This is a genomic window from Pyxidicoccus sp. MSG2, assembly GCF_026626705.1.
GTDB lineage: Bacteria > Myxococcota > Myxococcia > Myxococcales > Myxococcaceae > Myxococcus.
This window is the reverse complement of the sequence record NZ_JAPNKC010000001.1, coordinates 1,163,037-1,177,008: the sequence shown is the minus strand read 5'-3', so window position 1 is coordinate 1,177,008 and position 13,972 is coordinate 1,163,037. Positions and strand designations below refer to the sequence as shown.

10 protein-coding genes are annotated in these 13,972 nt (G+C 71.3%); 4 read left to right on the top strand and 6 right to left on the bottom strand.

Annotated elements, in window-relative coordinates; translation table 11 throughout:
* Positions 1-33 precede the first annotated feature (33 nt).
* The 3 genes from OV427_RS04810 (at position 34) to eutB (ending at position 5,472) form a co-directional block, all read left to right on the top strand.
* A complete protein-coding gene (locus OV427_RS04810; protein WP_267854932.1) occupies positions 34-1,932 on the top strand; it encodes a hybrid sensor histidine kinase/response regulator in 1,899 nt (632 codons plus the stop codon).
* Complete coding sequence (locus tag OV427_RS04805) at positions 1,929-3,086, top strand: hypothetical protein (protein WP_267854931.1); 1,158 nt, start codon at positions 1,929-1,931, stop codon at positions 3,084-3,086. The genes OV427_RS04810 and OV427_RS04805 overlap by 4 nt, the downstream gene beginning before the upstream one ends.
* Positions 3,087-3,210: 124 nt before the next feature.
* Entirely contained in the window at positions 3,211-5,472 is a 2,262-nt protein-coding gene (gene eutB, locus OV427_RS04800; protein ID WP_267854930.1) for an ethanolamine ammonia-lyase subunit EutB, read from the top strand.
* A 62-nt stretch (positions 5,473-5,534) separates the two neighbouring features.
* On the opposite strand, the gene OV427_RS04795 is transcribed toward eutB, so the two are convergent.
* Entirely contained in the window at positions 5,535-7,022 is a 1,488-nt protein-coding gene (locus tag OV427_RS04795) for a phytoene desaturase family protein (RefSeq protein WP_267854929.1), read from the bottom strand.
* A 221-nt stretch (positions 7,023-7,243) separates the two neighbouring features.
* Positions 7,244-8,101, bottom strand: a complete 858-nt coding sequence (locus tag OV427_RS04790; RefSeq protein WP_267854928.1) for a zinc metalloprotease — start codon at positions 8,099-8,101, stop codon at positions 7,244-7,246.
* Between the two features lie 190 nt (positions 8,102-8,291).
* Here OV427_RS04790 and OV427_RS04785 point away from each other — a divergent pair, with 190 nt between their 5' ends.
* Positions 8,292-9,422 (top strand): tetratricopeptide repeat protein, encoded by a 1,131-nt coding sequence (locus tag OV427_RS04785; protein ID WP_267854927.1) that lies wholly within the window; start codon positions 8,292-8,294, stop codon positions 9,420-9,422.
* A 4-nt stretch (positions 9,423-9,426) separates the two neighbouring features.
* On the opposite strand, the gene OV427_RS04780 is transcribed toward OV427_RS04785, so the two are convergent.
* The 4 genes from OV427_RS04780 to OV427_RS04765 all read right to left on the bottom strand — a co-directional run bounded on the left by OV427_RS04780 (position 9,427) and on the right by OV427_RS04765 (position 13,937).
* Entirely contained in the window at positions 9,427-10,179 is a 753-nt protein-coding gene (locus OV427_RS04780; protein ID WP_267854926.1) for an energy transducer TonB, read from the bottom strand.
* A gap of 278 nt (positions 10,180-10,457) precedes the next feature.
* A complete protein-coding gene (locus OV427_RS04775; RefSeq protein ID WP_267854925.1) occupies positions 10,458-11,219 on the bottom strand; it encodes an energy transducer TonB in 762 nt (253 codons plus the stop codon).
* A gap of 172 nt (positions 11,220-11,391) precedes the next feature.
* Complete coding sequence (locus OV427_RS04770; RefSeq protein ID WP_267854924.1) at positions 11,392-12,108, bottom strand: response regulator transcription factor; 717 nt, start codon at positions 12,106-12,108, stop codon at positions 11,392-11,394.
* Positions 12,105-13,937 carry a sensor histidine kinase gene (locus OV427_RS04765; RefSeq protein ID WP_267854923.1) on the bottom strand — a complete coding sequence of 611 codons (1,833 nt, stop codon included), beginning with the start codon at positions 13,935-13,937 and terminating at the stop codon, positions 12,105-12,107. Before OV427_RS04765 ends, OV427_RS04770 begins: the two co-directional genes overlap by 4 nt.
* Positions 13,938-13,972 lie beyond the last annotated feature (35 nt).

The window sequence follows — 13,972 nt, the reverse complement described above, 5'->3', positions numbered from 1 at the left end:
ACAGGCCCTGTTCGGGGCCGGGGAGCGACAGGATTGCACGCGACGCTGGTAGCGGTGCCCTCCGCGGTGGCGGAGGAAATCGAGCGAGGGCTGCGCGAGTCCGACGTGGGCCGCGCCTGCCACGTGCTGCGCGTGTCCGAGGCCCCGGCCCCCGGTTCCATGACGGAAGGGCTGCTGGTGGCCTGGGACGACGGCGGCCCGCTGGAAGAGGTTGCCGCCTGGTGTCAGCGGTTGGATGAGTCCCGCGTGGCCTCACGCACGCAGTTCGTGGTGCTGACGCCCCGGGCTCCCGCGGAGTCCGAGGCGCTGGCCCGGGCCGGAGCCGACGAGTGTGTGGCCCCGCCGGGCACGCACTGGGGCGCACGGCTGGTGTCGCTGCAGCGCCGCATGCAGGCGGAGCGGGCGAACGTCGAAATCCAGTCCACGCGCCGCGCCGCGGACTTCCTGCGCAGCGCGCTCGACGGCGTGCCGGACCCGCTCTTCGTCAAGGACCGGCAGCACCGGTGGGTGGCCGTCAACAACGCGTTCTGCCAGTTCATGGGCCACAGCGCGGAGGAGCTGCTGGGCCGCTCGGACTATGACTTCGTCCCCGCGCACGAGGCGGACGTCTTCTGGCGCAAGGACGAGCAGGTCTTCCGCTCCGGCCGCACCGACGAGAACGAGGAGGCCTTCACCGACCGCGAGGGCCGCACGCACACCCTCGTGACGAAGAAGGCCGCCTTCACCGGCACGGACGGCGAGGGCTTCCTCGTCGCCGTCATCCGAGACGTCACGGACCGCAAGCGGCTGGAGTCGCAGCTCATGGTCGCCGAGCGCATGGCCTCCGTGGGCACGCTGGCCGCGGGCGTCGCGCACGAAATCAACAACCCGCTGGCCTTCGTCTGCTCCAACCTCTCCTTCCTGAAGGAGCGCCTGGCCCAGGCCGCGCTGTCCCCGGAAGCGCTCCCGGAGCTGCGCGAGGTGGTGGAGGAGGCGGAGGTGGGCGCGGCGAGGGTGGGCGCCATCGTCCGCGACCTGCGCACCTTCGCTCGCGCGGACGAGGACCGCCTCTCGCCCGTGGACGTGTCGCGCGTGGTGGACGGCGCGCTCCGGCTGGTGCGCAACGAGCTGTCGCACCGCGCCCGGCTGGTGTGCACGCTGCAGCCCGTGCCGCGCGTCCATGGCAACGACGTGCGGCTGAGCCAGGTCGTCGTCAACCTGCTGGTGAATGCGCTGCAGGCGCTGCCGGAGCGGCCCGCGGACGAGAACGAGGTGCGCGTGTCCCTGCGCGCCGGCCGCCCCGGCCAGGTGGAGCTGGAGGTGGCGGACAACGGGCACGGCATGCCGCCGGAGGTGCAGCGCCGCATCTTCGACCCCTTCTTCACCACCAAGGCCGTGGGCGAGGGCACCGGGCTGGGCCTGTCCATCTGCCTCACCCTCGTGCAGGCCATGGGCGGGCGCATCGACGTCTCCAGCACGCCGGGCCGGGGCAGCTCCTTCCGCGTGGTGCTGCCCGCCACCGTCTCGGACGCGGCGGCCCCGGTCGCGAGCACGAGCGTGAGGCCGCGAGCGCCGCGCCCGGTGATGCCCCGCCGGCGACTGCTGCTCATCGACGACGAGCCCTCCGTGGGCAGCTCGGTGAGCCGGTTGGTGCGCGACGTGTACGAGGTCCGCGCCGTGCAGGGCGCGCGCGAGGCGCTCCAGTTGCTCTCGGAAGGCGAGCGGTTCGATGCCATCCTCTGTGACTTGATGATGCCGGGCATGAGCGGAATGGACTTCGTGGTGGAGCTGGAGCGGATGGCGCCGGACCTGGTGCTGCGCACCGGGCTGATGACGGGCGGCGCCTTCACTCCGCAGGCCCGCGAGTTCGTGGGCCGCCACTCCCGCGGGCTGCTGGAGAAGCCCTTCGAGCGCGAGGGCCTGTGCACGTTCGTCGAGCACCTGCTCCAGTGAATCGCCCCGGCCGCAGGGTGCTGGCCGCGTCGCTGGCGGCGCTGCTGGCCCTGGCGCTGTGGGCGGGGCCGGACCGGCTGCGCGGACTGTCCTTCGTGCTGCGCGCCGCGGGGATGCAGGGCGCTGCGGCCGAGGCGCTCGCGCGCTGGCGCACGGTGCCCTTCGACGTGAGCGACCTACGCGTGCCCACGCGCCACGGCCCGGTGCGCGCCCGGCTGTACCGTCCCCTGGAGGGTCGGGTGGAGCGCACGGTGGTGCTCACCTCGGGCGTCCACGCGGATGGCATCGACGAGCCGCGCCTGGTGAAGCTGGCAGGAGACCTGGCCACGGGCGGGCAGGCGGTGCTCACCCCCGAGCCCCCGGACCTGCTGCGCTACGAAATCACCCCGCGCCTGCCGGACATCATCGAGGACGCCGCCGCGTGGGCCGCGTCCCAGAAGGACCTGGCGCCGGACGGCAAGGTGGACCTGTTCGGCATCAGCTTCTCCGGCGGGCTGTCCGTGGTGGCCTCGGGGCGGCCGGCGTTGAAGGGGAAGGTGGCCGCGACGCTCTCGTTCGGCGGGCACGGGGACCTCTCGCGCGTGCTGGCCTTCCTGTGTACCGGTGTGCTCCCGGACGGCAGCAAGCTGGCGCCGCACGACTACGGCGTGGTGGTCATCCTGCTCAACGTGGCGGACCGGCTGGTGCCGCCCGAGCAGGTGGAGCCGCTGCGCACGGGCATCCGTACCTTCCTGCGCGCCTCGCACCTGACGCTCACCGACAAGGCCCTGGCGGAGCAGACCTTCGCCCGGGCGCGGACGCTCCAGGCGGAAATGCCCGAGCCGGCCTCCACGCTGATGAAGCACGTCAACACGCGGAACGTGGCGGCGCTGGGGCCGCTGCTCCTGCCGTTCGTGAAGGCCTTCGCCGCGGACCCGGCCCTGTCACCCGAGCGCTCGCCGCCGCCGTCCACGCCCGTCTACCTGCTGCACGGGGAAGGGGACACGGTGATTCCCGCCATGGAGGCCTCGCTGCTCGCGAAGGCGCTGCGGCCCCACACCGAAGTGCATGCCCTGGCCACGCCCCTCATCTCCCACGCGGAGGTGGACCGGCAGGCAGGGGTGGGAGACGTGTGGAGGCTGGTGGGCTTCTGGTCCGGGCTGCTCGACGAGTAACCCGGGCGCTTGGGACAGCAACGAACCTGCTCCAGGAGTGACGGAGCGGGCGGGCGTCATTCAGGTGACAGCAACACACGTGGATGGCTTCCCGATTGGCCCGGCGGATACATTGTCCCGCGCCATGAGCGTGAGCCTCCGCGACGTCCTCACCGGCGAGGATGTCTTCGGCTACATCCACCGGGTTCTGGGTTCCTTCGATTCGCGCCTCTACCAGCAGCTTCTTGGCGCGGCCAACGCGTTCAAGGAGGGCGACGCGGCCCTGGGCATCTCCGCCGCGGACGAGACGTCCCGCGCGAATGCCCGTGCGCTGCTGTCGCGCACGAAGCTGGGCGCCATCCACTCGCATCCTCCCTTCGAGGACCGGCTGCATGCCTTCATGCTGGAGGGACTGGACGGGGAGCTGCTGCCCCGCCTCTCCGAGTGGACGCTGGGGCAACTGAAGCACTTCCTGCTCACCGCGCCCGAGGCGGAGGTGCACGCCATCCTCGGCGGGCTGGGCAGTGACGTCATCGCCTGTGTCGTGAAGCTGATGAGCGACGCGGAGCTGACGGCGGTGGGCGCGCGCATCTACCACCCGCTGCCCGGCAGCAAGCTGGGCGCGAAGGGCTACCTGGGGGCGCGCCTCCAGCCCAACTCGCCCACGGACCACCCGGACGACATCCGCTGGCAGGTCTTCAACGGCTGGTCCTTCGCGGTGGGCGACGTGGTGCTGGGCACCAACCCGGTGTCCTCGGTGCCCGCGTCCGTGGCGGCGGTGGAGGCGGCGCTGCACGACATCCTCGTCACCTTCGGGCTGGCGGAGGTGATGCCCCACTGCGTGCTCTCGCACATCGACGTGCAGGCGCAGGTGGAGGCACGGCAGCCGGGCACCACCGGCATCTGGTTCCAGAGCCTCGCGGGCAACGAGTCCGCCAACCGCACCTTCGACGTCACCATCGAGAAGATGGTGCGGCACGCGGCGAGTCGCACCGGGAAGTTCGGCCTCTACTTCGAGACGGGACAGGGCGCGGACGCGACGAACGGGCACCACCACGGCTGCGACATGCTCATCCACGAGTCGCGCAAGTACGGCTTCGCGCGGGCGCTGAAGGCGCGCGTGGCGATGGCGCAGCTCGGGGTGGGGCGGGCGCAGGAGCCGTGGGTGCACGTGAATGACGTGGCGGGCTTCATCGGGCCAGAGGTGTTCCGCACCCGCGAGCAGCTCGTGCGCTGCTGCCTGGAAGACATCGTCATGGGCAAGCTGCACGGGCTGATGATTGGCCTGGACGTGTGCTCCACGCTGCACATGGACGTGACGCTGGATGACCTGGGCTGGTGCCTGGAGCAGGTGGCCCCGGCGGGCCCCGGCTACCTCATGGCGCTGCCCACGCGGAACGACCCGATGCTCAGCTACCTGACGACGGCGTTCCAGGACCACGTCCGGCTGCGGGAGAAGTTCGGCCTCAAGGCGGATGACCGGATGTGGGCCTTCTTCCAGGAGCTCGGCGTCATCGACGCGCAGGGGCGCCCCACGGAGCATTTCGGTGACCCGGCGTGGGTGTACCTCCAGTACCGGCGGCGCAAGGGGGACTCGCGCCCGGACGCGGAGGTACTCACGGAAGCGAAGCGGGAGATGGCGGCGGTGCGTGAGCGCAGCGTGCCGCTGGCGGTGGGGCACGGGGCGCTGACGTACGAGCTGGAGCCGTCGCTGGAGCGGGAGCTGCGCGCGCTGTACGAGGACGCGAAGGCGGGCCTCTGGTCGGAGCTGTCCGAGGCGATGGTGGCGCAGCTTGTCGACGCGGTGCCCCTGCGGACGTGCTCGGAGGACCGGCGCGACTACATCCTGCATCCGCCTTCGGGCGAGCGGTTGGATTCGGCATCCGAGCTGGCGGTGCGGATGCTGCGGCTGCGGCATGCCGGGCAGTGGGACGCGCAGATAGTCATCTCGGATGGACTGGATGCTCGCTCGCTGATGGATGAAGGGCACCTGAAGCCGTTCCTGGCCGAGCTGCGGCGCGAGCTGGCGGCGGCGGGCTGGCACGTGGCGCCCGAGCACCTGGTGGTGAAGTACGGCCGCGTGCGCGCGGGCTACCAGGTGGGGGAGCTGCTGTTCGGTGACTCGGAGAAGTCGGCGCCGCGGGCGCTGGTGCACGTCATCGGTGAGCGGCCGGGCTCCGGGCACCATGCCTTCTCCGCGTACCTGAGTGCGCCGTCGGCGCGGGCGTGGGGCCGGCAGGGCAGGGTGGACCACGACATCACGCGACTGATTGCCGGCATCTCCGATACGAGCGTGCGGCCCGAGTCGGCGGCGCGCGAGGCGGTGCGCATCCTCGCGGAGCTGGCGTCCTCGGCGCGCAACGAGCCGCCCACGCTGGATGGCTCCGTCGAGGCGCGAGGGGCCTGAGTCAGGACGGGCCACGCTCCCCGGGGCGGGCGTCCGTCCCGCGGAAGGAACGTTCCTTCCGCTCAGCCTCGCGAGGCGATGCTCGCGGCGGTGCGCACGCCGCCCACCGCCGTGGCCAGCGTGCTCTGTCCGGGAAACACCGAGTCCCCGACGAGCCACAGCCCGTCCATGACCTGCATGGGGCCCAGGTTCCGGTAGTTCGCGAACCCCGCGCGTCGGGGCACGCCGCCCACCGCGCCGCCCTCGCGCTGCGTGAAGCGCTGATACGTGCGCGGTGACGCCGTCATCGTGTGCGTGAGTCCGGCCATCCACTCGGGCGCCAGTTGCTCCAGCCCCGCGAGCATGTGCTCCTGGATGCCGCTCAGATAGCGTCCCTGCTCCTGCGCCGACAGGCCCGCCAGCGTCTTCAGCGGCACGTGGGTGGACACCGTCACCGTGCGGTGACCCTCGGGCGCGCGGCCCTCGTCCGCCGCTCCGCTGATGGACATGAACAGGTGGTTGCCCTCGATGAACGGCGCGCTCGCGTCCCGCACCAACTCCAGGTGGTGCGCGCTGCCGCGCTCGTGCTCCGGCGCCTTCACCACCAGGTAGAGCATCGCCGCGCCCCAGCCCTCGCTGATGCGCTCTGACATGGCTCCCAGGCGGGGGAGTTGCTCGGGCGGCAGGCCCAGCAACCGGAGAACACCACGCGGCAGCAGGTTGGCCACGACGTTCCGCGCCCGCAGCTCGCCCTTGCGCGACGCCACGCTCCAACCTCCGGGCACCCGGGTGATGGACTTCACCCGGTTGGCTAGCAGCACCGTGCCGCCGCGCGCCTCCACCGCCTTCGCCATCGCCTCCGCCAGCTTGCCGATGCCGCCGCGCACATGGCCCGTGCCCCGCCAGTAGTAGTCCATGGCCGCCAGGGCGAAGGGCGCCTCCGCCTCGGCCGCGCTGCACTGCACCGTGATTTGACAGAGCGCATCCAGGTACGTGCGCAGCGGCGTGAAGCCCGCGAGCCCCAGCGTCTCCAGCACCGCGCCCAGCGGCCGGCCCATCCACCGCAGCAGTGTCGCGTACCGGAGTGCGCGCCCCGAGTGGCGCAGCAGCGCCTTCACGTCCAGCGGCGGCAGCAGGCCCGGGTCATCGAACAGCGGCCACAGTGCCTCGGCCACCTGGCCCTGCAACGCGAACAGCCGGCGGATGCCCGAGACGGGCGCACCGGGCAGGGCGCAGAGCGACTCGATGAACCGTGCCTTGTCCCGATGCACCGGCAGCCGCAGCTCCGGCGTGCGCAATTCCACCACCGGATCCAACCAGTCCACCGTCACGGCCATGCCGTGCTCGCGAATCCACCGGCCGAAGAGTTGGTGCGGCTCGAAGCCGGAGAAGAGCGTGGCTCCGGCCTCGAACGCATGGCCTTCCCGCCGGAAGGTGCTGGCGCAGCCGCCGGGGTAGTTCAGCGTCTCGCACAGCGCCACGCGAGCGCCCCGCCGCGTCAACTCCAGCGCCGTGGCGAGCCCGCCGAAGCCCGCGCCCACCACCACCACGTCGTACTCGATGCTCGACATCGTCCATGCCGGGAATCCGAGGCCGGTGGGCCCTGGCCAGAGAGGCCTCGCTCGTGCGCCTTCGGTACCGCGACCCTGGCTCGGTGCGGCGCCTCGCTCCTAACGAGGGCCGCGCGTCGAGGCGAGCCTTTCCTTCGGCGCGAGCCAGGAGGTGGACGCTTCCCGGGCGGGCGGCCACGCAGGCCCGTCCACCCGGGACTTCCTTCACGTCCCCCGCCGGCTCAGCGATACATGAGCCCCATGTTGTCCATGCGCACGCCCTGGCCGGGCGTGAACTCGTACATGCAGGCGTCGTCCGTGTAGCCCATGTAGTTGTGGATGGGGTCCAGTCCGGGGTCGGCCGGGCACGTGTCCAGTCCCGGCGTGCAGGCGCCCGAGGTGCCATTGGACCTCGGTGTATCCGCCACGCCGTCGTCCACCGAGCAGCCCTGCACCGTGTGATTCAGACCCAGCCAGTGCCCCACCTCGTGCACGGTGCTGTCGCCTTCGTTGTACGGCGACGCCGTGCCAGTCGGCAGCGTTGCGTTCAGCATCACCACGCCGTCATTCACCGGGTCGGAGGCCTGGCTCCAGGGGAACGTCGCCCAGCCGAGCAGCCCGCCTCCAGGCTTCGCGAGGTACAGGTTGAGCGACTCCTTGCCACCCCGGCGAAGCGCCGTCTTGGCCGTCCGCTCCGCCGTGCTGCCGGGTGCCATCACATACCAGGTGGCATTCGTCGTCCGCGTGGTGGCCACGTGGTCGAAGTAGTAGGGCGTGCCGCTGAAGGCCCCGTTGAGCACGGCAATCTGTGCGCTCACCACCGAGTCCGGCACATTGCCCTGGGCCGTGGTCGTCCCCGACCGGAGGACGTGCACGTACGTGGGCACGCGCACCGTGCCCGGCAGCCGCATCGCGCTCACCTCGCGCGCCGCCAGTCGCGTCTCCACGCGCGCCAGGTCCGCCGCGTCCGCGTCCCCGGTGCCACACCGCGCCTCTTCCACCTCGGCGGGCCCCGGCTCCTCCACCGGCTCCAGCGTTCCATCACAGCCCCACGCCAGCAGGCCCCCCACGGTGAGCGCCAGCGTGCTGCTTCGCTTCATCCCCTGCATCCGCATGTCTCCTCCTGTGTGCCCAACTTCAGTCATGAACCAGGGAGAACCGTACTCCCCGGGACTGGAGGAAAACGAGGCGCGACGCGCCAGGGCCGTGTCATTTCATTTCGGGTGCGGGGGGACCCGGTGCCCGGCGCATAGACTGGGTGCGCCGCATCCACCGAAAGGTCCTTCCCGCTTGAACCGCTCACTCATCGCCGCCGGCTGTGCGCTCGTCCTGGGCTGTGCTTCCACGCAGAAGCCCGCTCCCGTGTCGCAGCCGGAGGCGCCGCAGGCCCGCTCTGCCGCCACGGAGTCCGGGCCAGAGCAGCCGCGGTACCTGTCGCCTTCGGAAATCGCGAAGCGGCTGGAAGCGTCGGAGGTGGCCTATCGCGTGGAGGGGAAGGACTCGCCGCCGGGGGGCTGGGGGGACCAGCTGTGGCCCCAGCGCGTGCAGGCGGTGGAGTTCCCCCGCGTGGTGGTGGAGAACGGCGAGCGCGTCGTCCGCGAGTGGCCGGAGAATCCGGCTGCACGCAAGCTGCTCGACGAGGCCGAGCCGCTCTTCCAGGCGAAGAAGTACGAGGAGGCGGGGAAGCTCTACGCGCGCGCCACCGAGGTGTGCCCGGACTGCTACATGGCCTGGAACTTCCGGGGCGACGCGGCCTACTTCGCGGATGATGCGGCCACCGGGCTGGAGCACTACCGCAAGGCCACCGCCCTCAACCCGGATGACCACCGCTCCTGGTTCTTCCTGGGCAACGCGCTCGCGAAGCTGGGGCGCTTCGACGAGGCGCTCGACGCGTGGGGCATGTGCCTGACGCTCAGCCCGCGCTACTCCGTCATCCGCCAGTTCTTCCAGACCCACTCGCACCTGGGGCTCGTCATCCGCGAGGACGCCATCGTCCCCCGTGGCTACGCGGAGCGCGTGGGCGAGGAGATCTCCATCCAGTTCGACCCCAACCACGACCTGGGTTGGTTCGCCTTCGCCAACTGCAAGGCGCTGTGGCTGGGCGAGCCCTCCCACCGCAAGGAGATGACCGGCACCACCGAGGAGCACTTCACCTCCGTGGAGGAGCTGGAGTGCCTGGGCGCCGCGCTCGTCGTCCACGAGGACCAGAAGGCGCGGGGAAAGACGGATGCGTCGGACGCCACACTCGACCGGCTGTATGGCATTGCGCGGGACGGCATGCTGCTGGAGGCCGTGCTCTTCGAGGTGGCCACCCGCGTGCACCCCCAAATCGTCCTCACCCAGGATGACACCGTCCGCCAGCGCCTGAAGGCCTACGTGCTCAAGCACGTGCTGGTGCCGGCGGGCGGCGTCGACCTGTGAGGCCCTACCGGGGCATCTTCAGCCGGAGGGTGAAGACGTAGGACACGCTGACCGCCTTGCCCTGGTACGTCACCGGGCGGTAGCGCCAGGTCTCCAGGGCGTCCACCACCGCCTCATCCATGTGCGGCAGGCCCTTGATGACGCGGCAGTCGCGCACGCTGCCCTCCACCGTGATGACGCACCTGGCGATGAGCGTGCCTTCCACCTCGGCCGCGCGCGCCGCGGGCGTGTAGTCGATGGGAGTGACGCGCACCTGCGTCGGCGGCGTCATGCCCTGCCCGAAGGGGAGGACCTCCGTGCCCGTGGGGCCCTGGCCCGTGCCCCCCGGGAGGCCGGGGACGAGCGGCACGCCGATGGTCGTGCTGTTCGGGTCACCGTCCAGGTGGCCGCCGGCCACGCCCTCGCCCGGGTCCGCCACCTCGTCGGTGTTGTCGCTGGGGTCGGAAGGCGGCGGCTCCACGGGCTGCGGGTCCGCCGGCAGCGGCTGCACCTTGGTCGGGACGCGGTTCGGGTTGCGCGGGCGGGGCTTCGGGGCGACGGCCTGCTTCGGGGCGGCGGGCGCCGGCGTGCCCTTGGCCAGGTTGGGGCCCGGGCTCAGCTTGAGGACGTATTCCTTCTCCGGCTCGGGCGGCAGCTCCGTGGGCCTCGCGGAGATGAAGAGCACCGCGGCGAACAGCGCCGCGTGCGCTCCGATGGACAGCCACATGCCCGTGCCAAGACGCCCTGCCCGCTGCCGCTCGATGACTGACTGGAACATGGTGGACGGCCTCCTCCAAGGACGGGCGCTCCCGGCATCCGTCCGCTCCCCACGGACGGATGCCGACGTGTTCGGTTGCTTCTGGAGCGCCCTGACCACGCAAGAGTCAAACTACGCAGTCGCTGTCTCGGAATGGCCGTGGGTCGTCCATCTCTTGGTCACGGTTCTGTCATGGGAAAAGACCGCTCGCGCAGGTGCAGCCGCGCCTCCCGAAACGGCACCGCCCTCCTTCCCGTGAGAGGGAAGGAGGGCGGCGTCATCACCCATGCGCGAGGGCGCTACCGGGGCAGCTTGAGCCTGACGGTGACGTGATAGGACACGGACACCGGGCTGCCCTGGAACGTCACCGGGCGGTAGCGCCGGGTCTCCAGGGCTTCCACCACCGCCTCGTCCATATAGGCCAGGCCCTTGAGGACGCGGCAGTCCCGCATCTGTCCCTCCCGGGTGATGACACACTTCGCGATGAGCGTGCCTTCCACCTCGGCCGCGCGCGCCAGGGACGTGTACTCGATGGGGGCTCCGCTCAGCATCACCGGCGGCGTCATGCCGTCGCCGAAGGGAAGGTTCTCCACGTCCGTGGCCTTGCGCACCAGGTCCGTGGGGAAGCTCGTGGGCAGCGGACCGTCGGGGAGCAGGCTGTCCGGATCGCCGTCCGGGTGGCCCTCGGGCTCGACGGAGATGGCAGGCGTGGCGACCACGTCATCCCTGCCCGGGGACGGCGTCGGGTCGGGCTCCGGAGGACGCGGCTGCGTCGGCAGCGGCTGGGGCGTGCGGGGCACGCGGTTCCTCTCCGGGGGCTTGGGACGAGGCGGGGTGGCCTGCTTCGGGGGCGCGGGTGCCGGGGTGCCCCTGCGCACGCTGGGGCCCCGCTGCACGATGATGCGGAGGTCGTCGAGCGGGTCCTTCTCGGGCGGAGGCTCCGGAGGCCGCGCGGAGATGAACAGCACCGCGGCGAACAGCGCCGCATGCACGCCGATGGACACCCACGTCCCCGTCCCCAGTCGCCCCGCTCGCTGCCGCTCGATGACCGACTTGAACATACCGGCTGCCTCCCGCATCGACGGGCGCTCCCGGTGGACTCACCGCTTCCTCGCGGCAGGCGGCACCGGCGTGGGCGGATGGCTCTGGAGCGCCCTGTCCACGCACGAGTCAACCTACGAGGCGGGCGCGGCGGGATGGCCGTGGGTCGGCCATCTCTTCATCACTGTTCTGTCACGGGGCGGAGAGCTCCATCCGGTAGCCCACGCCACGAATCGTGTGGATGGTGAAACCCGACGTGCTCGTCCAGCCGAGCTTCTTCTTCAGGCTGGAGACGAAGTTGTCCACCGTGCGCGGGTCCACCACCACGTCCCGGCCCCACACCGCGTCCAGGATTTCTCCTCGGGGCAGGGCCCGGTCCTTGTGGCGCAGCAGGAAGGCCAGCAGGTCGAACTCGGTGCGCGTCAACTCCACGTCCGTCCCGTCCGGCTTCGTCACCGCGCGCCGGCCCAGGTCCAGGGTGAAGCCGCTGAAGGTCATCACCTGCGGCGGGGGCGTGCCGGCCCGGCGCACCAGCGCGCGCACCCGCGCCAGCAACTCCCGCAGCCGGTAGGGCTTGGTGAGGTAGTCCTGCGCGCCCGCCTCGAAGCCGCGGAGGATGTCGTCCTCCAGCGAGCGCGCGGTGAGCATCATCACCATGCTCTTCACGCCCTGGGAGCGCAGCCGTCGGCAGAAGGAGTAGCCGTCCTCGCCAGGCAGCATCACGTCCAGGATGAGCAGGTCGAACTCGCGCTCACGCAGCAGCGGCTCGGCGTCGCGGGCGGACGGGGCCTCGGACACCACGTACCCCTCGTCCTGGAGGTTGTCGCGCAGGCCGACGCGCAGGTGGGCGTCGTCCTCGACGATGAGGACGGAGGGGCGGCTGGTTGGGTTCGGAGTGGCGGTGGTCATCGGTACGACTCGTGAAAGGTGAGTGCGAAGGTGGTGCCTTCAGGGCTGGAGGTGGCCACCTGGATGTCGCCTCCATGCAGCCGCATGATCTTCCGGCAGAGCGCCAGTCCCAGGCCACTGCCGTGGACCTCCGGCCCCGGCTGGGTCAGCCGGTAGAAGTCCTGGAAGACGTTCTCCCATTCGGCCTCGGGCATGCCCACGCCGTTGTCGCGGAAGAGCACCGTGCACCCGTGGCCGGGAATCGTCTGTGCGGTGACGGAGATGCGCACCGGACTGCGCCGGTTGTAGGCGCACGCGTTGCGGCCCAGGTTGGCGAAGAGCAGCCGCAGCAGCGAGGGGTCCGCCTCCAGCTCCGCGTCACCCACGTCCGTCACCAGGTCCACCGGCACCGTCGTGGCGCTGGCCAGGTCGTCGCGCAGCGGGTTGACCAGTTCCTCCAACCGCACGCGCGAGGTCCGCAGCTTCCAGCGGCCCTTGTCGATGCGGTTGAAGGACAGGATGTTCTCCACGAGGAAGTGCAGCCCGTCGGCGGCCTGGACGATGCGGGCCGGGTAGTCGCGCACCTCGGGCGTGTGCGCGAGCTTGCGCTCCAGCGTCTCGCCCAGCAGGCGGATGGAGGCCAGCGGCGTGCGCAGCTCGTGCGAGACGGTGGCCACGAAGTCGCTCTTCAGCTCCAGGAAGCGGTACTTGCGCTGCTGCGCCACCACCGACAGCGCGAAGATGGCCATGGCCAGCGTGCCGCACACCGCCACCAGCACCGTCTTCAGGCCGTAGCGCGCCTCGATGTCCGCCTCCGCACGCACCCACTGCGGCATCTCCGCGCGCACCCGCAGCGTGCGCATCGGCTGCACGGGGCGGTCCGTCTTGAGGCTCAGCGTGCCGTCCGTGTCGAGGAGGCGGCGCGCGCGCAGGTCTGCGGCGATGGGGCGCAGCAGCGCCACCACGTCCACGGCGATGCCATAGACGGCCTCCTCGTTCTTGGGCTCCACGTACCACTGCTCGCCAATCAGCGTGGGCTCCACCAGCCCGTCCGGCATCACCAGCATGCCGGCGCCCACCTCGCCCGAGCGGTCCATGAAGTCGCTGGTGGGCTCGCCCAGTGCGGTGCTCAGCCGGACGATGTGCTCGTGGAGGAAGTCGAAGTCCGACTGGGTGAAGCGCGAGCGGTCGCGCAGCAAATCCCGCTGGAGGCCCGAGGCCCGCGCGAAGCCGCCGAAGTCCTCCGGCAGGCCCTCTCGCAAGAGCGCCCGCACCAGCGGCTCCGTGTCCTTGCCGCGCTGCAGCCGCTCCAGGGTCAGCACCAGGAAGGGCAACTCCTGCACCGCGGGCAGCGGGTTGGCGGCGTGGTAGCGCAGGAGGTCCTCCACCAGCCGCCCCACGCCCCGGGTGTTCCGGGCCGCGAGCGCCGCCTCCACCGCGCGCAGCCGTGCCAGGCGCTGCTCCCACCTGCCCGCGGGCGAGCCATCCGCGAGGTGCGCCTCGAGGACGAGGTACGCGTCTTTCGCGGGCGTCCGGTAGCCTGCGCTGGGGCGGGTGATGCGTGGCAGGAACTGGTAGTTGCGGAAGAGGAGGTAGAAGCCCTCGGCCGGGGCCAGCGGGTCACCCACCGCCTCGTGGAGCGCGGGGATGGTCTCCTCGAGCTGCCGGGCCAGGCTCTGGCGGAGCGACTCGGAGGCGGCGTGCTCCAGCGCCTCGCGGCGCGAGCGCACCTGGTCGTGGGCGTCCTCGCGCTCCTGGCCGAAGATGCGCTGGAGGCTGACGAGCCCCCAGCCGAGGGCCAGGAGGCCGCAGCCCAGGGCCACGAGGGTGGGGAGGAGCCGGCGCAGCATGAGAGTGCGACGCTGACTATCGCACAGCCACCGGC

What these genes read in the sequence shown, in the direction of transcription:
- OV427_RS04795 (WP_267854929.1), bottom strand. Translation starts at nt 7,022, where the DNA reads ATGTCGAGCATCGAGTACGACGTGGTGGTGGTGGGCGCGGGCTTCGGC.
- eutB (WP_267854930.1), top strand. Translation starts at nt 3,211, where the DNA reads ATGAGCGTGAGCCTCCGCGACGTCCTCACCGGCGAGGATGTCTTCGGC.
- OV427_RS04770 (WP_267854924.1), bottom strand. Translation starts at nt 12,108, where the DNA reads ATGACCACCGCCACTCCGAACCCAACCAGCCGCCCCTCCGTCCTCATC.
- OV427_RS04765 (WP_267854923.1), bottom strand. Translation starts at nt 13,937, where the DNA reads ATGCTGCGCCGGCTCCTCCCCACCCTCGTGGCCCTGGGCTGCGGCCTC.
- OV427_RS04780 (WP_267854926.1), bottom strand. Translation starts at nt 10,179, where the DNA reads ATGTTCCAGTCAGTCATCGAGCGGCAGCGGGCAGGGCGTCTTGGCACG.
- OV427_RS04775 (WP_267854925.1), bottom strand. Translation starts at nt 11,219, where the DNA reads ATGTTCAAGTCGGTCATCGAGCGGCAGCGAGCGGGGCGACTGGGGACG.
- OV427_RS04790 (WP_267854928.1), bottom strand. Translation starts at nt 8,101, where the DNA reads ATGAAGCGAAGCAGCACGCTGGCGCTCACCGTGGGGGGCCTGCTGGCG.